This window comes from Phaeobacter sp. LSS9, from assembly GCF_003443595.1.
Taxonomy (GTDB): domain Bacteria; phylum Pseudomonadota; class Alphaproteobacteria; order Rhodobacterales; family Rhodobacteraceae; genus Phaeobacter; species Phaeobacter piscinae.
Map to the genome: position 1 here is coordinate 2,091,223 of NZ_CP031956.1, position 22,233 is coordinate 2,113,455.

Genomic DNA, 22,233 nt, shown 5'->3' on the forward strand with positions numbered 1-22,233 from the left:
GACACCTTCAGAAACGGTAGCGATGCAACTGATTGCCCTCGCGGCGCAGCCACTCTCTCGCGCCGTCGTAGTTGCCATATAGCTGCCGGACGGTGGCCCAGAACGCGGGCGAATGATTCATCTCCGCCAGATGGGCCACCTCATGCGCGGCGACATAGCGCAGCACCTCAGACGGTGCCAGGATCAACCGCCAGGAGTACATAAGCGCCCCGTCTGACGAACACGACCCCCAGCGCGATCGAGTATCCCGCAGGCTGATGCGACTGTAGGGCCGTCCCAGCGCCGCTGCATAGTGATCAGAAGCGGCCGCCAGCCTATCGCGCGCCAGCTCCTGCAGATACCGCTGAATCCGGCGCCCGGGCTTTGCCCCGCTGGCGGCACCCGGTACCGTCAACTGGTCCAGGTCCAACAGCACTCTGCGTCCGCGCCCGGCAACCACATGCCGTGGCTGGCCATCAATCGGCAGCACGCAGCCATAATCCACGTCGATGCACTCGGGATGCTGTGCAAGGTGATCGCGAATCCAGCCTTCCTTTTCCCGCGCGAAATCCAGCGCTTCGCGATCCGGAACCCGTGAGGGCAGCGTCAGCGTCACCCGACCATCCAGCCCAGAGATACGCAAACTGATCCGCCGCGCCCGCGCAGAGCGTCGCAGCGTCAGCGGAACCGGCGGATCTCCGGGCAGGTGATGATCAGCCATGACGGCCTCCCCTTTTGGCAAAGGCTTTGACAGCACCCGGCGCATATGGCAAGGCACCTGAATCGTCGAACCGACTCAGCAGAAAATCAAGGGGATCCACATGCCCAATGAAGAATGGGGTGTAAAGCGCGTCTGCCCGACAACCGGCAAACGTTTTTACGACCTGAATAAGAACCCGATCGTCAGCCCCTACACCGGTGAGGTTGTCGAACTGAACAACGGCAAAAGCCGCATGATCGAAGCCGACGCCGAAGATGCGGCCAGCCGCAAGGCCAAGGAAAACACCGACGGTGATGACGCGGTGCTTGACGATGCAGATGATGTCGATCTGGATCTGGGCGACGACGTCCTGGATGACGATGATGACGAGGACAACGTCTCGCTCGACGAGATCGCCGACGTCGCGTCCGAAGACGACGAGTCCTAAGGCCACAAGGCCCTTGGGGGAGGTGCTGCCACCTCCCCCGGATACCGCCAAAGATAGCTGGAAAACCGGTATCGAAAAAATCTAGGACGATGGTGCATTTTCCGCTTGCGGCACGCGCCAGCCTCCCTTAAATCACCGACACACACCGCGAGACGGAAACGAAACGCGGCGGTTTGGGGCCTTAGCTCAGCTGGGAGAGCGCCTGCATGGCATGCAGGAGGTCAGCGGTTCGATCCCGCTAGGCTCCACCAAACTTCCTTAGAAATTTCCAGCCCAACGTCACCTTCTCCCGAAGAGACCAGTGATTGCTGCGGCAGCCGTTTTGACACAGCGTGTCCTTCGGTGCGGCGCCGGGCTGCAGCACCGGTTGCGACCTTACGGCAGAACCTGTCCGGCAGTACAGGTCCACTCCTGCCACCTCATACCCCCCGTACCGCACTCCGCACCCCATCCTCCAAGGCCCGCTGCACCGCTGCGCAGCGGGCCGCCTTGCCGATTTACGCTTTATTATCGCGAAACATCTAAGCTTCTGCTGATGCGTGCCCAACCATCGACCATGCAGCGCGCGCCGCATGGTCAGCACAACAGTTGTATAAATCGGTTAAGGATTGAGACCCACCATGCCCCGTCCAAGTTGGCTCGAAGATCTCCTCGCAAATCTGATCGGTGGCAGGGGCAAGGATAAGCTTGGCGGCACCACGGGTGATGACACCATGGATGCCGGCGAAGGCGACGACACCGTCGCCGGTGAAGAGGGCAGCGACTTTATTGATGGCGGTGAAGGCGACGACATCATCTATGGCGACATGGGAGACGGGTTTGATCAGGGGATGCAGGCCTCCCCGCTGACCCTGGATATCAACAACATGCATAGCGTGTCCCACGATGGTGGCACAGGTTCGGCCGGCAACTACGCTGTGTTCAGCAATGTCGCCACGCTGGAGGACGGCACCAGCATTTCCGGAAAATTGATTCTGGTCGAAAAGTCCAACGCCAATATGTCGGTGGAATTTGGCTATACGAATGGCGCGGAAATCCTGTTGGATGGGGACCGGCCCGGCGATCAGGCCAAATTCCGGCTGGAGTTTTTTGACCCAGACACCGGAGAGACGGTCTATCTCAACTCAACCGCAACATTCAATGATATCGACGACAACAGCTACTACGGCGACGCCGAAGCCGTCATCATTGATGGCAGCAGCTTTACCTCCTTTGGCGTCTCGTCAGATTCGTCGCTGACCACCGACATCAACGGAGATGTGGTCAAAGCCACCGGATCGGAGCTGAACGACTACACCGATCAGGACTCTTGGTTCTCCGCCTCATTTGAGGACCGCTCCTCAATTGAATTCACCCTTCAGACCCGTGCAGGCTTGGCCGGGTTCACCCTGTCCGGCGACGTGCTGGATGACCCGATCACTACCGTCATCGACCAGGGGGACGACACGGTTATGGCCGGTGTTGGCGATGACATCGTCCATGGCCAGGGGGGCGATGATTCCCTGCTGGGTGAGGAAGGTGACGACCTGCTGGACGGTGGTGAAGGCGACGATGTCATGGAGGGGGGCATAGGTGCCGACACCCTGCTTGGCGGCGCCGGTGGCGACACGCTCTCTGGCGGCGATGGGGACGATTATATCGAGGGCGGTGAGGGCGACGACAAACTGTCAACCGGCATCGGCAACGATACGCTCCTTGGCGGTGAAGGGAATGACACGCTGAACAACTCCGCCGGTGATGACAGTCTGGTTGGCGGCACCGGCGACGACAGCATCGTGGCAACCGACGGCTTTGACACGCTGGAAGGCGGCGATGGCAATGATACTCTCTATGGCGGCAATGACGACGACCTCCTGCTTGGAGGTGCCGATAACGATCTGATGTATGGCGAAACGGGCAACGACAGCCTCGACGGCGGCACCGGCGACGATGTGATGGATGGCGGTGTCGGAAACGATACGCTGATGGGTGGCCTCGGCGCCGATACCATCGCAGGCGGCGATGGTGACGACTATATCGACGGCGGCGATGGCAACGACAGTCTGACCACCGGGCTTGGCAATGACACGCTGATCGGCGGCGCCGGTGATGATACGCTGCGCAACTCGGCCGGTGACGACAGTCTGGTCGGCGGCACTGGCGACGACAGCATCGTCGCAACTGATGGGGATGACACGCTGGAAGGCGGCGATGGCGCCGACACCATGTACGGCGGCAATGACGACGATCTGCTGGTTGGCGGCGCCGGCGATGACAAAATGTATGGCGAAGCGGATGCTGATACCTTCCGGATGTCGGATGGCTTTGGCAATGACACCATTTCGGGCGGTGAAGCCGGAAACGATTCTGACCACATCGACCTGTCGAATGTCACCAACAGTGTCAACGTCACCTATTCCGGCTATGAGGCCGGCCAGATCACCGATGGGGCCGACACGATCTCCTTCAGCGAGATTGAACAGCTGACCCTGACCGATCAGGCGGATGTGGTTGATGCCTCCGCCGACAACGCCGGGGTGGATATCGATGCCGGCGCCGGCGACGATACGATCACATTCGGTGAAGGCGACGATTCCATCACCGGCGGGGCGGGCGATGATGAGCTGCTTCTGACGGAGGGTGGCGGGGTCGATACCGTCAGCGACTTCGATCTGAACGATGACGACGGCAACGGGTTTTACAATGACCAGCTGGATGTCTCTGACCTGGCCGGCGGCAGCGGGGCCGATGGCGCCGTGCGCACCAGCGATGTCGCCGTGGCCGACGACGGGTTTGGCAATGCGCTCCTGACGTTCCCCGGCGGGGAGCAACTGGTGCTTCAGGGGGTGACACCTGCGCAGATGAGCAGTCACAACCAGCTCTACGCGGCAGGCATCCCCTGCTTTACGCCCGACGTGCTGCTGGCCACACGGCGGGGCGCTGTCCCTGCGGGTCAGATCCGGGTCGGGGATTTGCTGCAAACCGCGGACAACGGGTTTCAGCCCGTGATCTGGGTTGGCAAGCGCCACCTCAGCGCGGCCGATCTTATGCACCGCCCACAATTGCGCCCCTATTGCCTGCGTCCGGGCGGGGTGCTGTCACCGGACCGACCGATGCTGCTGTCCCCGCAACACCGCCTGATCGTCAATGACCGCTGCCTGATGCCAGAACAACCGCGTGACGAAAGCTTTGTGTCCGCAAAACTCCTTGCCGAGATGGACGCAGATTTTGCCGCACAGGTAGCCCATCAGACTCCGGTCACCTATGTCCACCTGATGACGGAACAGCACGAGGTCATTTTTGCAGAAGGCATCGCGACCGAAACCTTCTGGCCCGGCCCGGAGGCGATCCGCGGCCTGTCGGGAGATGACCTGCGCGAGCTGCTGACACTATTCCCGGAGCTGGCAACAGTGCATGGGTTGTCAGGCGAGCCCGGCCGCCATCAGGTCCGCAAAACCTACGGCGATCTCGCCCGTCGCTCGCTCAGACGCCGCGACATTACCGATCGCCGCGCCGCGTAACACCCCTCGCTATCGCGCAAAATGCCAGGGCGCTGTTAGCATCCCGTTCACAAGCTGCAAGCACTCTGCATCAGGCAAAGATACGTATCTTGGCCCTGACAAATTCAGATCGCCGCCCTTTGGCCACCGGAACATCGCGCCAAGGCTTCGACGTTGCACAAGGCCTACAGCACCGACCCTTGTCGCATAATCGTCCCGGAGGAGCACGAAAGACCTAGGTCTTTCGTGACCGCTTCAAAAGGACCCGGATCGATATCCGCTGCAGGCTATCGCCCGCGACAGAGGCCGATGACCACGGTGCCGCGCGCCTTGGCGGACCATCGGGTTAGATCTCGAGCCTGTTCAGATAGACCAAGCCCCGCGCGCTGGTGCGACCCGACCAGAATGCGTTGCCTTCGGCCCGCGTGCGCCAGCGTTGGAACATCGCAACTTCCTGCCCCTCACCCCGGAAGACATCAACACGCAGACATCCTGGTGCGCGCCGCAAAGCGGTCGCCAGCGAAGCCGCCGCAGCCTCCGATATCTGCGTTTCGACTCTCAAGACGGGCTGAGAACCGGATGTCGGCGCCCTAGGCGCCCCCCAAGCCGCTGCACGCAAAGCCAGCAGACAGGCGGGTACTGCAGCAATCACACTACGCCGGGGAAGGCGCAACAACCCGGCCATCACACCACCAGCCTGTCGTAGTAGGTAACCTTAGGCGGCCCCTCCATGAACCCGAGCAGCGCCGCCATAACTCCGCGCTCTTCAATGAAGGCGAGGTAGGTCTGATGGTGCTCACGGCTCAGCCATTCTTCGTGGATGAGGAACGCCATTGTTTGCGCATCATAATAGAGCGCAACACTCAACGCCCCGTCGAAGCCGCGCACATTTGGCAGGTTTGCCTCCAGAAACGCTGACAATGCGTCAAACGCCCCGTCCTTTACCCGCATTTCAAGCGTGACCCAAATCGTCATGAATAGTCTCCTTCTTTGTGACAGGGGCAGTGTCACCACAACCTGCATCTCGAGATAGAAAACCAGCCTCAAAAATCGGGTTTACAGGTCAGTTACACACGCCAGATCAGGCCAGATGCAAACGGTGCTGCTTCGGCGTCTGATTGAAATGGGCCTTATAGGCTTTGATGAAATGTGAGGTGTCGGAGAACCCAGCTGCTAGCGCGATGTCGGCAATGGTATCATTACCGTCGATCACCCTGTCCCGAGCATGGTCCAGCCGCGCGCGCCGCAGCCAGACACTCGGCGCCTCGCCAAAGGCACGCTTGAAGTCACGCTGAAAGGTCGAAACTGACCGCCCCGAAAGCGTCGCGTAATCCGCAACCGAAAGATCCGCGAGCGCATGTGCCCGCATGACCTGCTTGATATTGCGACGGGCGCGCTGGGAGTTCTCATGGACAAGAAATCGCCATAGCTGCCCCTGGTGGTCATGCAGATCCAGCAGCAACAGCAGCTCCAATAGTTTCGATTTCACAAGTGCGGGAGAGGCCTGCAGGCCGCCATATACCCGGGGTAGCGCACTGACATATTCGTGCAGCGACGGCGACCCCGCAAACAGGGCAGTCTGGCTGCGCGGTGCAGTGGTGGCGCCACGTGAGGTCGCAGCCAGAAACTCCGCGATCACAGCATCGCTAAAAAAGAACAATACCGCCTCAAGCGGCCCCGTTTCACTTGAGAACTCAGACACCATGTGATGATGCCGGGGTAGTAGCAACGTATCCCCCTGGACCACGGTCGTCTCTTCCCCATCCGCGTCGACAAAAGTTTCACATCCCCGCAGCACATATGCAAGACAGGGCGCGTTTGAGAAAAACTCCGTCCCAAAGGCATCTTGATGCAGCAGCTTATGAAAGATCGAGGCACGACCACTGGTCATGATCACCTCCGCCCCGGCGAAGTCGTGAAGCCCCTCGGGGATCAGCAGAATTTGTTCATCAGCGGCAGCGCAGACCTTAATGCTGTGCCCACGGATCATCACATATACCCTCCGGTTTTTTAAAATTTACAAGGGCCTGCGCGCGCTCTCAATGGATCCTCCGGCGGCAAATCAGCGCAAATAGCTTACCCCCAACATACACCCTGCCGCAGTTAACTGACGCTTTGCGTCTGACAAACGCGCCGTGACCAAGCTGCAAACCATTCCCGCTGTCTCTCAATACCAGGAATGTCTTATGGGGAATATCACACGCCGGGGGAAACTTGCCCAATGCGGAACCCGTCCCCCATTGATGGTCTCGCCGCTCTGACCTAGACGTGAGCACATGAGAATTCTCGCCATTTCAGGCAGCACGCGCGCTGCTTCGACAAATACTTCGATGCTAAATGCAGTTGCCGAGATCGCTGCGGCCAACCACGAGATAGCCGTTTTTTCTGGCTTAGCCGACTTACCAGTGTTCTCGCCGGATGCAGAACATGGCACGACACCTCCCGCCGTTCAGAGGTTCGCAGACTTGGTGCGGCAAAGCGATGCGCTGATTATATCAAGCCCTGAATATGCCCATGCGATCCCCGGCGGTCTGAAGAATGCCATTGATTGGATGGTGTCGAGAGATGAGATTATCGGGAAGCCAATCGCACTGATGCATGCATCCCGTCGTGGTGATGACATGTTGGCGCAGTTGCGACTGGTCTTGTCGACAGTGAGTGATCAATTCAGACCAGACCTGTTCTTACGGTTTAACTTTCTGAAACTTTCGCCTGAAGAGATTGCAAAGGATCTCTGCGGTCAGCCGAAGCGTTCGCAGGTAGAGGGTTTTCTGAGAGCAGTTGCTAGCAGTTGCGCATAAATGACGCGCTCAAGCAGCTTCGTCGCAGGTTTCAAGACGGTCGAGATGATGGCAGGCGGCCATCCGGTGCCCCCTCTGACAAGTGGGGTTTCGGCACACCTAATTCCCGTGATGCTTAGAATAAGCGCGCGACCTTCCGCCTCTGCCCTAACAGACCAGACCGTCTTGCTGGCTGCGCTTGCGGGGACGCATCGCCAATCGTGTCGCAATCCTATGGCACCTCCCGTGTTCAGCGCGTCACAGATCAACAGGACCACAGCGCCTTAGGCTGAGGAAAGCAACCTATGCAAACCGTTGCTTCAGTAGGTTGCGACGGGGACCGTGGCGCCAGTCGTCTTGATACACTTTATGGGCCGTCAGAGTGCAGCGGCGGAGCGCGCTTTGATCCATGTCAGGACCTCCACCACGGATCTGTTTCTTTTTACGATGCGTGGCATCAGGACGTAGAAGTCATTTCCGCCTGCTTCCCAAACCTCGCCAACCTCAGTCAAACGACCCGCTTCGAGATCATCAGCCACCATAAAACGGCTCGCCAAGGCAACGCCTTGGCCAGCGATAGCGGCATCTACCGCAAGGGACGTCTGGCTTAGGCGTAGGCTACGTGGCGACTGATCCTGCACATGCAAATGCGCAAGGTAGCCTGGCCAGAGATCATGTGCGTCATGGATCTTCGGTAGTTTAGACAGTGTGTCTGGTGCAAGCGGATGTTGCACATCGCGAACAATCGCTGGCGCAGCAACAGCGGTCAGCGTTTGTTTGAATAGCAATGTTACGTCCAGTGATGCACCAAATGGCGGCGATCCTTGGCGCACCGCAAGATCTATCCCGTCACTCTGGAAGCTGGATATTTTCTCGGTGGCCAGAATGCGCAAATCGATATTCGGATGTGCTGCCGTGAAGTCTGGTAGATTAGGGATCAGCCATTTCGCGGCAAAGGTCGGGGTGACACTGATCAGCACTTTATTTGGCTCAGGCTTCAGCTCAGCAGTTGCGGATCGAAGGTCAGCGAAAACGTCGGCGACCCGATTGTGGAAGCTGCGCCCCACCGATGTGAACGCCAGACCCTTCGGCACACGTTCAAACAAGACCACACCAAGATGCGCTTCGAGCTGTCGCACCTGCTGTGCAACCGCCCCTTGTGTGACACCCAATTCATCTGCGGCAGCCCGGAAACTTAGGCGACGGCCTGCCGCATCAAAAGCACGCAAACTGTTGAGGGGAGGAAGTTCCGCCATTTTGCAACAGTATACCTACTGCCAAAGAACATCAATTCTCAATTCAAACTTCAAATAACAACAGAGATACTGTTTTCACATATGAAAGGATGATGGATATGCCAGTAGAAAAAGTAGCTTTAATTACGGCAGGCGGTAGCGGCATGGGCGCGGATGCAGCCCGCAGGCTGGCCAAAGATGGATTCAAAGTCGGCATCCTGTCGTCATCTGGCAAAGGCGAGGCACTCGGTGGTGAGCTCGGCGGCTTTGGTGTGACTGGCTCTAATCTTGACCCAGATGCGTTGAACACCTTGGTCACCGGTGCAAAGGATCGTTGGGGCCGTATCGATGTATTAGTCAACTCAGCGGGTCACGGGCCAAAGGGGCCAATTCTTGAGATAAGCGACGACGACTGGCATCACGGAATGGAATTCTACCTAATGAACGTGATCCGCCCGACAAGGCTGGTCACTCCAGTGATGCAAGCGCAGAGCAGCGGGACGATCATCAACATCTCGACCTTTGCGGCATTCGAACCCGACTCCCTCTTCCCAACGTCTGGCGTCTTCCGGGCGGGGCTCGCCGCATTTACAAAGCTATACTCGGATCAATACGCGCCCGAGAATATCCGCATGAACAACGTCCTTCCGGGATTCATAGACAGCCTGCCCGAAACCGAAGATCGCAAAGCGCGTATTCCTATGGGGCGCTACGGCTCCGCGTCGGAGGTTTCCTCGCTGATTTCATGGCTCGCGTCCGACGAAGGTGGCTACATGACTGGCCAAAACCTGCGCATAGATGGCGGCCTGACCCGTGCCGTCTGATACCATTGCCAGCGAAACATCGCGTGAGCGTCTTGTCTTGGTGGTGAAATGGGGCGCTTCCGCTGTTCAGATCATGGGATACACTGCAACAGGGTTCGGCTGGACACCCTGGAACCTCTACCTTTTTATCGTCGGTGTAGTCGGATGGTTCGCTGTGGGTGCTCTGTGGAGTGACAAGGCGCTCATGCTAGTCCATCTCGTCGCGCTTGGGGCAATGATTGCTGGTATGACAAGCCGCTGAGACGAGAGAGCAGTCGTTTGCGACGAACGCAGTATCCGTGCCTCTGGGTTCCTATCAAACTTGCAGCGTTTAGCCCAAACGCCAACTATGGAAGCGCCAATTCGACACGTAGGATTGAACTGCAAAGTCTCTGGCACATAGCCTGCGATACCAACGACAGGCTCCAATTTGAACCCAACCTCGCTCACGCCCCCTCACTCGTTCGCCACGTGGCAGATCAGCAGCAGGCGCTTTCGGCGTCGGGCCTGCAAATCAGCCCTGATTGTCCAGAAGCAGAGTCAGATCAATCACAACACGAGACAGACGCAAGCATACTGGATCGCAACGACCGAGAATACTCTACCTTAAATGGCAGACGTATTCGACTTATTGAAAAGGAGGGGTAGTGGCGGACCGAGGAGGATTCGAACCCCCGACCCCTTGATTCGTAGTCAAGTACTCTATCCAGCTGAGCTATCGGTCCACTGCGGCGGGGTTTATGCGCAGCAGCGCGGGGGTGCAAGCCTAAAATGTCAGCTTGTCGCAGGTTTTCGTGATTTTGCGCATCCAGCGTCGGTTATCGAGGACAAACCCTCAGAGCGTCCCGTCGCCTTTGGGCAGGCAGATATCAAACACTGTGCCCTCCGGACCGGTTTCGCGCAGAACCACCATGCCGCCATGACCGCGCGCCAGCTCATCCGCGATGGCAAGGCCCAAGCCTGTACCGCCTTTGCGGATGCCGCCCTGGAACGGGGTAAAGAGGTTTTCCCGCGCCTTCGGCGGCAGACCGGGGCCGGTATCCGCAACCGAGATCCACCAGCTTTCGGTGTCTTCGCGAGCTGAGAGGGTGATCTGCCCCTCCTGCCCCGTGGCCTCAATCGCCTGACGCGCGTTGCGCACCAGGTTCATCACGATCCGAAACAGCTGTTCGGGATCGGCCCGCAGGCTCAGATCCACAGGCACCTCATTCAGGAAACGGACCCGCCCCTCAGCGCCCCCGGCCAGGCTCTCGCTTTCCAGAATATCCTCCACCTGCCCATGCAGGGCGACGCGACCAAAGGTGGGCGCCGGTTCCTCCGCCCGGCCAAACGCCAGCGTCCCCTCGCAAAGCGACACCGCGCGGGTGATCGAATTCACCAGCTTGGGCGCAAGGCGGCGCACCAGCGGATCTTCACTCATCTCGATACGGTCGGTGAACAGCTGCGCCGAGGTCAGGATATTGCGCAGATCATGGCTCACCTTGGCCACCGCACCGCCCAGCTGCGCCAGCCGCTCGCGCTGTTTCAGCGCCTGTGTCAGCTCGGTCTGCAACTGCATCAGCGCCTCTTCCGCCTCACGCAATTCGCGGACCCCGGCGGTGGGATGGATGATGCCGCGGGCGTCCTCCGGCGCGGCGGCATAGCGCTGCATATAACCGATAACACCCTTGATCGGCTTCACCATGAACCGGCGCACCGCCGCAAACAACAGCACGGCGGTAAAGATGGAGATCACCGCAGACAACAGCAGAATACGCACGCCATAATCGATCATCGCAGCCCGCAGCCCGTCGGTCTCAATCGTGATCTCGATCAGCAATCCAGCATCGCGCACCGGCGCGCCAATCACCCGGATGATCTGATTTTCCGGCGTCACCAGCCGCTGCATCGCATGGCCAATCAGCGCAAACGGGCTACTCATCCGCAAATCATAGGTGCCCGAAATCGGGGCCGAAATCGGTGAGGACAGCACCAGCTGGCGCACCTCATCCCGTCGCAGCACCACGTTGAAGACGCCTGCGTTTTCCAGCAGCTCAGCCTCCAGCTCGGTCTCCAGCATGTCATCGGCCAGCAGCGCCAGCGAGGCAATCTGCGCCCGCTCCAGCCGGTCTGCCAGATAATCGAGCCGAAACCGGGAGATGGAGGGCACAAAGATCAGGATCTCGGCCAACATCACGAAGACCGTGGTCAGGATCAGGAATCTGCCTGAAAGCGTGTTGAGCATTCAGCCCCTTCCGGCGTTACGGGAGCCAGCGCTGCACAAATTGCACCACTCGTTTCACCATTGGACTATCAAAAAGCCGTGGCGAGAAATAGGCCCCTGCAACGCGTTTATTCACCTCAGATATGGTGGGATACGGTGCCACCATGCCCGCGACCTGGCTCATTTTCAGGTTATTGGCGATGGCCATGGACCACAGCGCCACCAGCTCCCCCGCCTGATGCCCCACGACGGAGGCCCCGACGGGGCGCCCCTTGACCACCATCACCTTGATCAGCCCCTTGCTTTTGCGTTCAGCCAGGGCGCGGTCGTTGTGGTGATAATCAAACCGCGCCACCTCCAGCCGGTCGCCATATGTCTCGCGCGCTTGCCCCTCCGTGAGACCGACCTGCGCCAGTTCCGGCGCGGTATAGGTCGCCCAGGGGATATGATTGGTTTTGGCCTTGGACGGCAGGCCAAACAGGATCGAGCGGATGATCACACCGGCGTGATACCCCGCCACATGGGTGAACTGCATCCCGCCCGCCACATCGCCAATGGCATAGACCCGGCGGTTGCTGCTGCGCAGGCTGTCATCAACCACCACGCCCGCGCGATTGGTCTCAATCCCGGCGGCTTCCAGATTCAGCTTGTCGATATTGGCCTTCCGCCCGACCGCCATCAAAAGATGGCTGCCGTCGAACTGACGCCCATCCTTGGTGCGCACGCGAATGCCCCCGGCTTCCGTAGAGGTGATCGTTTCGGCCTGCGAGCCCTCGGCGATCTCAATACCCTCGCCGCGCAACTGGTCCAGTACGATGGCGGCCAGCTCCGGGTCATCCTTGCCCAGCGCCCGGTCGCCCTCGATCACGGTCACCTTGCTGCCCAGCCGGATATGGGCCTGCGCCATTTCCATACCGATAGGACCGCCGCCGATGATCAGCAGATGCTCTGGCCGCTCGCGCAACTCAAACAGCGTCTCATTGGTATAACAGGGCACATCCGCCAGCCCATCGATGGGCGGCACGAGCGGAGAGGACCCCGTGGCGATCACAATCCGGCGGGCGATGATCCGGTGCTCACCTGCCTCGACCACGCGATCATCGACAAACCGGCCATATGCACGAATGACCCGCACACCAAAGCCTTCGAAGCGCTCCTGACTGTCCACGGGCGCGATGGTGGCGATCACGTCCTGCACATGATCCTTCGCGGCAGCATAATCCACCACCGGCGCCTGATCCGCGACACCATAGGCGCTGGCATGGGCCTGACCATAAGCAACCTTGGCACTGGCCAGCAGCGATTTGGACGGCACACAACCGTAGTTCAGGCAATCGCCGCCCATCTTATGACCTTCCAGCAGCACCACATCGGCGCCCATCTGGCTCGCCCCTGCCGCGACGGACAACCCGCCCGATCCGGCCCCGATCACCAGAAGATCGCAAGTTATCTCATGCATGGTCACTGGTCCTTTCCGGGGGTTGTCGGGCGGCGTTTCTTCAGCAGGATGGGCAGGGCCGCCAACACACACAGACCAAGGATCGGCCCGATCACAAACGGCTCCCACAGGATCGACAGATCCGGCGTCTCGCCCCGGTCAAACACCGCGCCAAGGCCCACACCAATCCAGGTGAAGACCACAGCGCCGGGAATGATGCCCACTGCCGTCGTCCACAGAAAATTGATCAGCTTGACCCCGACCAGTGCGGGCAGGAGATTGGCGACAAAGAACGGCACCGCCGGCACCAAACGCAACAGCAGCAGCACCTCGATCTCATTTTCCCGCAGCGCCTGCTTCAGGATTCGCACCCGCCCCTCAGCCGTTTCCAACCGGTGGGTCAGCATCGCCCCAAGCCCCCAACGTGCCGCCAGAAAGATGCCAACAGCCCCGACCGTGGCCGCCAGCACATTGAACACCGTGCCCGCAACCAACCCGAACAGGAAGCCACCCGTGACAGAGGCCACAGCCGCACCGGGCAGCGAGAAAACGACAATCACCACATAGGCCAGCACAAACAGACCAACGAGACCCAGATAATTGTCATCGCGAAACGCCATCAACGCCACCCGGTTGTCGCGCAGCGTCTCAAACGTCAGATAGTCGCCCAAGGTCATCGCGCCGATCATCGCAACCACCAGCACCAGCACCAGCGGCAGGAACCGGGTCAGCGCTGGTTTTTTCTCTCCCCTCCCCCCCGATTCGTCTGCGGGGGTCAGGGTCTGTGCGTTTTCTCCAATATTTGGCTGGTCGGACTGGTCGGGCATCTTATGTAAATCCTGCTGTCTGGGGCCATGGCTGACCGGTCATACATTGTCCCGCAGCTGCGGTTTTTCGGCTGGGGCGACATAGACCCTATGGGCTTTGTCTCTGGCTATCCGGTAAATAGGCCCTGCACGAGACCATGCGCCACTTATTCACGTCCGCTTGATCATCCCCTGCGAAAAAGTGAGCCAAACACCAATCTGCCCCCTGTCTGTTACAATTCTCTTCTGTTAAAGAGCCTCCAGCGTCCGGTTTTCATGGAAATGTTGCATTTCGTGCAGAAAACAACAGCGTTGGGGTTTGACTCGCAGGTCATTCCCTTCTAGAGACCGGGCTTCGAGATAGACCCCCGGGTGGCCGATTCCGCGCCGTCCCGATGTAAACAGTTGGAGACCGGAGCGATGAAACGCACCTATCAGCCTTCGAACCTGGTTCGCAAACGCCGCCACGGCTTCCGTGCGCGCATGGCCACCAAGGCAGGCCGCAAGATCCTGAACGCACGCCGCGCACGCGGTCGTAAGTCGCTGAGCGCGTAATCGCGCCCAGCACTGTTCAGACGGACATGACACCGCCGGAGACCCCCAAGGATGGCTCAGCTGCCCAAGGGACAAGGTCTCCGGCGGTGTCCGTTTCTGCGTCTGAAACACCCGCACGCAGCCTCCCCCAGCCGCAACCCGTTGTGATCGCCAAGCGCCGTGATTTTCTCGCCGCGGCGCGGGCACGGCGTCAGGGCACCAAGGGGATGATGGTTCAGGGCCGCAAACGCCACGCCGACGATCCCGTCGGCGATGGCATTCGCATGGGCTTTACCTGCTCCAAAAAGGTCGGCAATGCGGTGGCCCGCAACCGCGCCAAACGCCGCTTGCGCGAGGTGGCGCGGATGATTCTGCCGATCCACGGCCGCACTGGCTGGGATTATGTGCTGATTGGCCGTGCCGGTGGGACCGCTGACCGCCCGTTTGAAGATCTGAAAAACGATCTGATCTACGCGTTGAAGAAAATTCACGGCAAGTAGTCACATCAGGCCGCGCCTGCTGGTGCGCCCTCCCCCGGCAGCCCCCCCCCCGAAGATTGCTATGGGACGCTATCGCGCCTATCTATGCGCCATGACCCTGCTCGCCCATCTCTTCGCTCTGCCTGTGCGCGCCTACCGGCTGCTGTTCAGCCCATGGGTCGGCTTCAACTGCCGCTACCAGCCCACCTGCTCAGCCTATGCGCTGGAGGCGCTGGAGAAACACGGCGCCATCAGGGGCGCCTGGCTCACCGCGCGCAGAATCGGACGCTGCCACCCCCTTGGCGGGGATGGCTACGATCCGGTGCCCGGCTGTGACCCTAACCATGACCGGGCCAAACAGGACCCGGCTGCTGGCCCCAGGTAGCCCGTTCAGAGCTTCTCAAAGAAAATCGTGACTTCGCCCAGCGTGACACCATAGCGGCTCATATATGCTTTGTTCAGCAACCTGCCGTCCTCCAGAAGCCACATCCAGTCATCAAATGTCACACGCATGGTGTCGCCCCCGGGCACCGGCAGATCAATTGTGTAGCCCCAGTTGAAGGTGTCACCGCGTTCTTCGCCCTTGGCGAGGCCCTGAACCCCATCGGCGCTGCCTTCCCAGGTGTTCTCCCCGGTCTTGGTCAGCGACCAGATCCGCTGCTCGGTACTGCCATCGGCGTAGCGGAAATTCTCCGCCAGCGTCAGTACACGGCCGTCCCACTCACCGGTGATATCCACCTTGAACCGGCGCCGCACAGTGCCGAACCGATCCGCGAACTGCCCATAGGCAACCGTCTTACCTTCAAAATACTCCTCCAGATTGAAGGTCTTATCACTTAGCTTTTCATCCGTCAGACTGGGCCGCCCGCAGGACGCCAATGCCGCAACAGCTGCTGCCCCCGCGCCAAGAGCCGCCCAGCGCCCCAACCGAAACCGCCGTGGTGTTTCCGTCACAAATGCCATGTCTCACACCTCATCTTTGTCTTGTTCCTCTTGCCCTTGGCTACGCATCGGCCCCGATTTTGGATGACTCTGCCACGCCGCACATCCCCATCCGCGCCATTGCAACGGGTCTTCGGAGCCTTTTTTTCCTTGGCAAAACGCCGATCCTCGGCTAGGGCGCGCCCATGCTTGATGATGATCTGGACGATATCCACCCGCTGTTCGCCGGCGCCCCCTCGACGACGGAGTTCAAGAAGCTCCGCAAACGGATCGTGCGCTACGCGCGCGAGGCGATCGACCAATATGGCATGGTGGAACGGCGCGAGGATGGCAGCACGCCGAAATGGCTGGTCTGCCTCTCCGGCGGCAAGGACAGCTATACATTGCTTGCGGTTCTCTATGAGCTGAAGTGGCGCGGGCTTTTACCGGTGGATCTGCTCGCCTGCAATCTGGATCAGGGTCAGCCCGGATTTCCGGCCACCGTGCTGCCAGAGTTTCTGGAGAAGATGGGGGTTCCGCACCGCATCGAATATCAGGACACCTACAGCATCGTGATGGATAAGGTCCCGCAAGGTCGCACATTTTGCGCCCTCTGCTCGCGTCTGCGGCGCGGCAACCTGTACCGGATCGCCCGCGAGGAAGGCTGCTCTGCCGTGGTTCTTGGCCATCACCGCGACGACATTCTTGAGACCTTCTTTATGAACCTCTTCCACGGCGGCCGTCTGGCAACCATGCCGCCAAAGCTGGTCAATGAGGAGGGGGATCTGTTCGTGTTCCGCCCCCTCGCGCATGTTGCCGAGGTGGATTGCGAGAAATTCGCCAAGGCCCTGAATTATCCGATCATTCCCTGCGATCTCTGTGGCAGCCAGGATGGGCTGCAGCGCCAGCAGGTCAAACAAATCCTCGATCAGTGGGAATCAAACAGCCCGGGACGCCGTCAGGTGATGTTCCGCGCCCTGATGAATGCCCGCCCGTCACATCTTCTGGACCCCAAACTGTTCGATTTTTCTGCGCTTATGCTGAAAAATCCCGATTTGAGGGCAGATTCCGATGAGATTCCCGATTTGCGTTAACTTGCCGGTCAGACCGCGACCTTAGTCTACAGCAGGCACTATATGCCGTAGGTGAAAGGTCTACAGATGACAAAAACGCTGTCGCAGACGCTGACACAGGTCAGGAAACGGATTGCCCCGGTGCTGCTCGGGCCGCCGCTGCTTGCGTTTTTACCCGCTATGACACTGGCGACCTTCTGGCTGGCCGGCGAGGCCGCGTTGCTGGCCGTGGCCCTCGGTCTGCCGCTGATCTTTGCGGCCTCAGGCGGATTCGCCTATTTCCGTCGCCCAACCATGCCCCGCGACAGCCTCACCGGCATGATGATGCGTGACGGGTTTAATGAAATCGTCTCCGAAGTCTATGACAGCGCGGCCGATACCGGTCTGCGGTCTGCGGTATTCATCGTCGAGCTTGATGATTTCAAGGAACTGGCCCAGCGCCACGGACAGGAAACCGCCGATCAGCTGGTCAACCGCTGTGGCGACCGCATCATTTCCATCCTGCGCCCGCAGGATTTCGTCGCCCGCATTGGTGATTCGCGTTTTGCCATTTGTCTCACTCCGGTTTTGCAAATGGATCTCGAACTGGCGATCCAGATGGCCGGCCGCCTGCAGGCCTCCATTGAAGAGCCGATTGCCGTGGATGGTGCCTCTCTCTATGTGTCTTGCTCCATCGGATTCTGCCTGCACAGCCGCACTCCTCGACCAACTGGCAACGACTGGATGAGCGCGGCCTGCACCGCCCTCCTGGATGCCCAGAACAATGGCCCCTCCGGCATTCGCGCCTTCTCTCCGGAGATGGATCAGCGCAGCAAGGCGCGCGGCGATATGTTGGATGAGGTGACTGAGGCGCTGGAAAATGGCCAAATCCAGGCCTGGTTCCAGCCACAGATCTGCACCGACACCGGCCGTGTCTCCGGGTTCGAGGCCTTAGCCCGCTGGGCCCATCCGGTCCGCGGCATGATCGCGCCGATGTCCTTCCTCCCGACCTTGGAAAGCGCCGGCCTGATGGAGCGGCTGAGCGAAATCATGCTCTACAACGCGCTGACCGCACTGAAAGCCTGGGATGCGGCGGGCCTAAGCGTGCCCTCTGTTGGTGTGAACTTCGCCACGGATGAGTTGCGCAACGCCAATCTGGTCGAGCGGATCAGCTGGGAGCTGGAGCGGTTTGGCCTCACGCCGGATCGGCTCAGTATCGAGATCCTCGAAACCGTGATGACGGATCGTCCGGACGATATGATCGTGCGCAATATCGCCGCTCTTGGCGAATTGGGCTGCGGCATTGATCTGGATGATTTTGGCACCGGCCATGCCTCCATTGCGGCGGTTCAGCGGTTCCGCGTCTCGCGGATCAAGATTGACCGCTCTTTCGTGATGAAGGCGGACCGCGATCCCGAGCAGCAAAAACTGATCGCCGCAATCCTGACCATGGCCGAACGGCTGGATCTGGCCACCCTCGCCGAGGGGGTGGAGACCGTCGGCGAACACGCCCTCCTGTCGCAGCTGGGCTGTGATCATGTGCAGGGCTTTGGCATTGGCCGCCCCATGCCGTTTGACCAAACACTCGACTGGATCGCAGCGCATGAGGCCAAGTTGCAAGAGGCGCCCACGATAGGGCGTCAGGGCAACTAATCTATACAGTCATTGCGCAAGGCATCCGGCCCCGGGCACACAACACGCAGCGCGCCCCCTGACCATGACCAATCTGATCGGTCGCAGGTTGGCTACCTAGGCGGGCCGCCCGCCTTGCCTGCCAATCCCATCGCCGGACCTCGTGCCTTCAGCCCCTGCTCCAGCCAACGCCCTGTCATCCAGCGCCTGCTTGTTCTGACGTTGGGCCTGACGCGGATCTGATGTGGCCCTGCGCGGGGACCTCAGCCCGGCGCGCTCCCCTGTCCTGTCGCCCGCCCTTTCATTCCGTCGTAAGGCGGCAATTCGGTCTTTTACAGCGGTGATACAAGGAAATACCCCGTCATCCGCGTCGCGAGGCTGCCATGGGGGCGATTCCGCTTGACCTTTGGGGGGCATCTCTGTTGAACCACACCCTGTCATTCCATACACGAGGTGGCGGTCCCCAATGGACGATCAGAACAAAAACCTTCTTCTCGCAACCGCGCTTAGCTTCCTGGTGATTCTGGGGTGGTATGTCTTTTTCCCACCGCCAGAACCGCAGCCCCAGCCGGACGCTGTTGTGGCCGAGACTACGCCTGCGGGCGACGTCGTGACCGCGCCAGCCGCCGCCAGCCCTGCAGCTGGCAGCGAAGGCGCCGCTGTCACCGCTGAGGCAGACGCAGTCGCCGATGCGCCGCGTCTCACTATCGACACGCCCCGCGTCTCCGGCACCATCTCCCTGCTGGGCGGGCGTCTTGACGACCTGTCCCTCAAGGACTACCGCGTCTCGCTGGAAGAGGATGCCGCCATCGTCAAGATGCTGTCCCCCGCCGGTGATCCGAACGCCTATTACGCGCTCTATGGCTGGGCGCCGGGTGCTGGTCTTGGCCCTGATGATGTGCCCGGTGCCAACACCCTGTGGCAGGCCGAAGGTGACGCAACCCTGACGCCGGACAGCCCGGTCACCCTGACCTGGGACAATGGCAAGGGGCTGACCTTCAACCGCACCATCGCGGTTGATCAGGATTATCTCTTCACCATCACGCAATCGGTCACCAACGCCTCCGGCAACACCGTCGCGCTGGCGCCTTACGGCACGCTGGCCCGCCATGGCGAGCCGCAGGATCTGAAAAACTTCTTCATCCTGCATGAGGGCGTGATTGGCATGGCGGACGGCACCCTCGCCGAAATCGACTATGACGACATGACCGATTTCGAGGTGGACGCCCGCAGCGGTGCCCGCGCCGAGGTGACTCAGGTTGAAACCAATGGCTGGATCGGTTTCACCGACCACTACTGGATGTCGACCCTGGTGCCAGAGCCGGGTCAGGCCTTCCGTTCCATTGCCAAATTCGACGAGCGTCGCGAGATCTATCAGACCGATATCGTGCTGCCGACCGTCACAGTGGCGGATGGCGAAACCTCTGAAGCCACCACCATGCTGTTTGCCGGTGCCAAAGAATGGGCCACCATTCGCGGCTACCAGAAAGACGGCATCGAGGGCTTCCTCGACAGCATCGACTGGGGTTGGTTCTTCTTCCTGACCAAGCCGATCTTTGCGGTTCTGCACTGGCTGAACGCGCTGATCGGCAACATGGGCTGGGCGATCATCGGCCTCACTGTGTTGATCAAGCTTCTGGTCTTCCCGTTGGCGTATAAATCTTATGCCTCCATGGCGAAGATGAAAGAGCTGCAGCCGCGGATGGAGGAGATCAAGGAGAAAGCGGGCGACGACCGTCAGAAGCTCCAGCAGGAGATGATGGCGCTCTACAAGAAGGAAAAGGTCAACCCGGCCGCCGGCTGTCTGCCGATCCTGATCCAGATCCCGATCTTCTTCTCGCTCTACAAGGTGATTTTCGTCACGCTCGAGTTGCGCCACGCGCCGTTCTTTGGTCCGTTCCAGGATCTGAGCGCGCCAGATCCGACCTCGATCATGAACCTCTTCGGCCTGCTGCCCTTCGCCGCCCCGGTCGAAGGCACGCTGATGGCGACGATCTTCATCGGGATTCTGCCGATCCTTCTGGGTATTTCCATGTGGTTGCAGCAGAAACTGAACCCGGCGCCGACCGATCCGACTCAGCAGATGATCTTTGCCTGGATGCCTTGGGTCTTCATGTTCATGCTGGGCGGGTTTGCCTCGGGTCTGGTGGTTTACTGGATTGCGAACAACACCATCACCTTTACCCAGCAGTATTTGATTATGCGCAGCCACGGCTACAAACCCGATGTGTTCGGCAATATCAAATCCGGCTTCAAAAAGACGCCGAAGGCTGAAAAGAAATGAGCGAAGGCATAACTCATATCTGGCGGCATCCGATCAAATCACATGGTCGGGAGCCGCTGGAGAGCGCCTCTTTGGTCGCCGGGCAGTGTCTGCCCGGCGATCGCGTTTGGGCGGTTGCCCATGAGGCCTCCAAGGCTGACGGCAGCGCCTGGGTGCCCTGCGCCAACTTCAGCCGTGTGGCCAAAGCTCCACAGCTGATGGCGATTGAGGCCGTTTACGACGCGGCTAAGGGCGCGGTGACACTGACCCACCCGACGCAGGATGCGCTGACCTTCAATCCTGATAGCGCGGCTGACCTGCCCCGGTTCCTTGACTGGGTACGCCCCCTGATGCCCGAAGATCGCGCCGCCTCCGCCCGTATTCTGCGGGTGCCGGGACGGGGCATGACCGACAGCGATTTTCCGTCGATCAGCCTGTGCAACTGGGCTTCGCATCGCGCGGTGGAGACCGCCATCGGCCATCCGCTGTCCCCGCAGCGCTGGCGCGGCAACATCTGGTTCGACACAGGCACCGCCTGGGAGGAAAACGACTGGATCGGCCGCAATGTCCAGATTGGCGAGGCGGTGCTGACCATCCGCGAGCGCACCGTGCGCTGCCTTGCAACCACGACCAACCCCGAGACCGGCGTCCGCGACGCTGATACGCTGAAGACCCTGCGCGAGAGCTGGGGTCATCAGGACTTTGCTATCTATGCAGAGGTCATCCAAGACGGCGCGATCCGCGTCGGCGATACTGTAAAGGTGCTCTGATGCAGATGCCGTTCCCCCTGGCCGAGACGCCAGATGAAATCATGACCGAGAAGGGTCGCAAGCTGTTTGCCGGACAATCGGAATTTGTCAAAGGCGTGGTTGCGATGTCCGGCCTGCCGCCTGCCGACCGCATCGAGGTCTGCTTTGCCGGCCGCTCCAATGTGGGCAAATCCAGCCTGATCAACGCCCTCACCGGCACCAAAGGTCTGGCCCGTGCCTCCAACACGCCGGGGCGCACGCAGGAAATCAACTATTTCACCCAAGGCCCGGAGCTCTATCTGGTCGACTTGCCCGGCTATGGCTATGCCAATGCGCCCCTGCCCGTGGTGGAGAAATGGCAGCGCCTGCTGAAACAATATCTTTCCGGCCGCCAGACCCTGCGCCGCGCCTTTGTGCTCATCGACAGCCGCCATGGCATCAAGAAGGTAGATGACGAGATCATGACCCGGTTGGACAGCTCAGCAGTAACCTTCCAATGCGTGATGACCAAGGCGGATAAGGTCAAGGACAAGGACCGCGCAGCGGTGATGGAACAGGTGCGCAGCGCGCTGTCCAAACACCCTGCCGCCTATCCCGAGATTGTTCTGACCTCCTCGGAGAAGGGCGACGGTATCGCCACCCTGCGGTCCATCATCGCCGGGCTGGAATGACGCCAGCTTCCTTTCAGTGATATGACAAACGCCCCCGTGATCCGCTGATCCGGGGGCGTTT

22 protein-coding genes and 2 tRNA genes are annotated in these 22,233 nt (G+C 60.1%); 14 read left to right on the top strand and 10 right to left on the bottom strand.

The features are described 5' to 3' along the window. Window positions 1-7 precede the first annotated feature (7 nt). Window positions 8-700, bottom strand: a complete 693-nt coding sequence (locus tag D1820_RS09965) for a M48 family metallopeptidase (RefSeq protein WP_044040840.1) — start codon at window positions 698-700, stop codon at window positions 8-10. A gap of 100 nt (window positions 701-800) precedes the next feature. On the opposite strand from D1820_RS09965, the gene D1820_RS09970 reads away from it, so the two are divergent. The 3 genes from D1820_RS09970 to D1820_RS09980 all read left to right on the top strand — a co-directional run bounded on the left by D1820_RS09970 (window position 801) and on the right by D1820_RS09980 (window position 4,627). After that, entirely contained in the window at window positions 801-1,127 is a 327-nt protein-coding gene (locus D1820_RS09970; protein ID WP_014875934.1) for a TIGR02300 family protein, read from the top strand. A gap of 175 nt (window positions 1,128-1,302) precedes the next feature. Then, window positions 1,303-1,378, top strand: a tRNA-Ala gene (locus tag D1820_RS09975). 369 nt (window positions 1,379-1,747) lie between these two features. Beyond that, window positions 1,748-4,627, top strand: coding sequence for a Hint domain-containing protein (locus tag D1820_RS09980; protein ID WP_118068865.1), 2,880 nt, complete (start codon window positions 1,748-1,750; stop codon window positions 4,625-4,627). A gap of 325 nt (window positions 4,628-4,952) precedes the next feature. Here D1820_RS09980 and D1820_RS19295 read toward each other — a convergent pair whose 3' ends face one another. The 3 genes from D1820_RS19295 to D1820_RS09990 all read right to left on the bottom strand — a co-directional run bounded on the left by D1820_RS19295 (window position 4,953) and on the right by D1820_RS09990 (window position 6,596). Further along, a complete protein-coding gene (locus D1820_RS19295) occupies window positions 4,953-5,291 on the bottom strand; it encodes an antibiotic biosynthesis monooxygenase (RefSeq protein WP_371311700.1) in 339 nt (112 codons plus the stop codon). Further along, entirely contained in the window at window positions 5,291-5,581 is a 291-nt protein-coding gene (locus tag D1820_RS09985; protein WP_118068867.1) for a putative quinol monooxygenase, read from the bottom strand. Before D1820_RS09985 ends, D1820_RS19295 begins: the two co-directional genes overlap by 1 nt. A gap of 106 nt (window positions 5,582-5,687) precedes the next feature. After that, on the bottom strand, window positions 5,688-6,596 hold the full coding sequence (locus D1820_RS09990) for an AraC family transcriptional regulator (RefSeq protein ID WP_118068869.1): 909 nt from the start codon (window positions 6,594-6,596) through the stop codon (window positions 5,688-5,690). A 286-nt stretch (window positions 6,597-6,882) separates the two neighbouring features. Between D1820_RS09990 and D1820_RS09995 the strand changes: the two genes are divergently transcribed. Then, window positions 6,883-7,407: an NADPH-dependent FMN reductase gene (locus D1820_RS09995; RefSeq protein ID WP_118068871.1), complete on the top strand. Its 525-nt coding sequence runs from the start codon at window positions 6,883-6,885 to the stop codon at window positions 7,405-7,407. A gap of 356 nt (window positions 7,408-7,763) precedes the next feature. Here the strand turns inward: D1820_RS09995 and D1820_RS10000 are convergent, their stop codons facing one another. After that, complete coding sequence (locus D1820_RS10000; protein ID WP_118068872.1) at window positions 7,764-8,642, bottom strand: LysR substrate-binding domain-containing protein; 879 nt, start codon at window positions 8,640-8,642, stop codon at window positions 7,764-7,766. Between the two features lie 98 nt (window positions 8,643-8,740). On the opposite strand from D1820_RS10000, the gene D1820_RS10005 reads away from it, so the two are divergent. Together D1820_RS10005 and D1820_RS19190 are read left to right on the top strand one after the other, a co-directional pair. Further along, window positions 8,741-9,445 carry an SDR family oxidoreductase gene (locus D1820_RS10005; protein WP_102898145.1) on the top strand — a complete coding sequence of 235 codons (705 nt, stop codon included), beginning with the start codon at window positions 8,741-8,743 and terminating at the stop codon, window positions 9,443-9,445. Further along, the gene (locus tag D1820_RS19190; RefSeq protein ID WP_096872663.1) at window positions 9,435-9,686 is read left to right on the top strand and encodes a DUF6552 family protein; all 252 of its coding nucleotides are present in this window, start codon (window positions 9,435-9,437) and stop codon (window positions 9,684-9,686) included. Before D1820_RS10005 ends, D1820_RS19190 begins: the two co-directional genes overlap by 11 nt. 386 nt (window positions 9,687-10,072) lie before the next feature. Here the strand turns inward: D1820_RS19190 and D1820_RS10015 are convergent. The 4 genes from D1820_RS10015 to D1820_RS10030 all read right to left on the bottom strand — a co-directional run bounded on the left by D1820_RS10015 (window position 10,073) and on the right by D1820_RS10030 (window position 13,892). Continuing rightward, window positions 10,073-10,149: transfer RNA gene (locus D1820_RS10015), tRNA-Arg, on the bottom strand. A gap of 110 nt (window positions 10,150-10,259) precedes the next feature. Next, the gene (locus D1820_RS10020) at window positions 10,260-11,648 is read right to left on the bottom strand and encodes a HAMP domain-containing sensor histidine kinase (protein WP_118068874.1); all 1,389 of its coding nucleotides are present in this window, start codon (window positions 11,646-11,648) and stop codon (window positions 10,260-10,262) included. Window positions 11,649-11,664: 16 nt separating this feature from the next. Continuing rightward, the gene (locus tag D1820_RS10025) at window positions 11,665-13,086 is read right to left on the bottom strand and encodes an NAD(P)/FAD-dependent oxidoreductase (RefSeq protein WP_118068876.1); all 1,422 of its coding nucleotides are present in this window, start codon (window positions 13,084-13,086) and stop codon (window positions 11,665-11,667) included. A 2-nt stretch (window positions 13,087-13,088) separates the two neighbouring features. Next, window positions 13,089-13,892 carry a TVP38/TMEM64 family protein gene (locus D1820_RS10030; RefSeq protein ID WP_118068877.1) on the bottom strand — a complete coding sequence of 268 codons (804 nt, stop codon included), beginning with the start codon at window positions 13,890-13,892 and terminating at the stop codon, window positions 13,089-13,091. Window positions 13,893-14,291: 399 nt separating this feature from the next. Here D1820_RS10030 and rpmH point away from each other — a divergent pair, with 399 nt between their 5' ends. The 3 genes from rpmH (at window position 14,292) to yidD (ending at window position 15,269) form a co-directional block, all read left to right on the top strand. Beyond that, the gene (rpmH, locus tag D1820_RS10035) at window positions 14,292-14,426 is read left to right on the top strand and encodes a 50S ribosomal protein L34 (protein ID WP_005980833.1); all 135 of its coding nucleotides are present in this window, start codon (window positions 14,292-14,294) and stop codon (window positions 14,424-14,426) included. 26 nt (window positions 14,427-14,452) lie between these two features. Further along, complete coding sequence (gene rnpA / locus D1820_RS10040; protein WP_118068879.1) at window positions 14,453-14,905, top strand: ribonuclease P protein component; 453 nt, start codon at window positions 14,453-14,455, stop codon at window positions 14,903-14,905. Between the two features lie 91 nt (window positions 14,906-14,996). After that, complete coding sequence (yidD, locus tag D1820_RS10045; RefSeq protein ID WP_096869865.1) at window positions 14,997-15,269, top strand: membrane protein insertion efficiency factor YidD; 273 nt, start codon at window positions 14,997-14,999, stop codon at window positions 15,267-15,269. Window positions 15,270-15,274: 5 nt separating this feature from the next. On the opposite strand, the gene D1820_RS10050 is transcribed toward yidD, so the two are convergent. Continuing rightward, window positions 15,275-15,847, bottom strand: coding sequence for a DUF3833 domain-containing protein (locus tag D1820_RS10050; protein WP_118068880.1), 573 nt, complete (start codon window positions 15,845-15,847; stop codon window positions 15,275-15,277). A 164-nt stretch (window positions 15,848-16,011) separates the two neighbouring features. Between D1820_RS10050 and ttcA the strand changes: the two genes are divergently transcribed. From ttcA to yihA, 5 genes are all read left to right on the top strand, one after another. Then, window positions 16,012-16,899: a tRNA 2-thiocytidine(32) synthetase TtcA gene (gene ttcA, locus D1820_RS10055; protein ID WP_102896213.1), complete on the top strand. Its 888-nt coding sequence runs from the start codon at window positions 16,012-16,014 to the stop codon at window positions 16,897-16,899. A 66-nt stretch (window positions 16,900-16,965) separates the two neighbouring features. Beyond that, the gene (locus tag D1820_RS10060; protein WP_118068882.1) at window positions 16,966-18,510 is read left to right on the top strand and encodes a bifunctional diguanylate cyclase/phosphodiesterase; all 1,545 of its coding nucleotides are present in this window, start codon (window positions 16,966-16,968) and stop codon (window positions 18,508-18,510) included. A gap of 445 nt (window positions 18,511-18,955) precedes the next feature. Further along, entirely contained in the window at window positions 18,956-20,773 is a 1,818-nt protein-coding gene (yidC, locus tag D1820_RS10065) for a membrane protein insertase YidC (RefSeq protein WP_118068883.1), read from the top strand. Further along, on the top strand, window positions 20,770-21,522 hold the full coding sequence (locus D1820_RS10070) for an MOSC domain-containing protein (RefSeq protein WP_118068885.1): 753 nt from the start codon (window positions 20,770-20,772) through the stop codon (window positions 21,520-21,522). The genes yidC and D1820_RS10070 overlap by 4 nt, the downstream gene beginning before the upstream one ends. Next, window positions 21,522-22,172, top strand: a complete 651-nt coding sequence (yihA, locus tag D1820_RS10075) for a ribosome biogenesis GTP-binding protein YihA/YsxC (protein WP_040174763.1) — start codon at window positions 21,522-21,524, stop codon at window positions 22,170-22,172. Before D1820_RS10070 ends, yihA begins: the two co-directional genes overlap by 1 nt. Window positions 22,173-22,233: the final 61 nt, after the last annotated feature.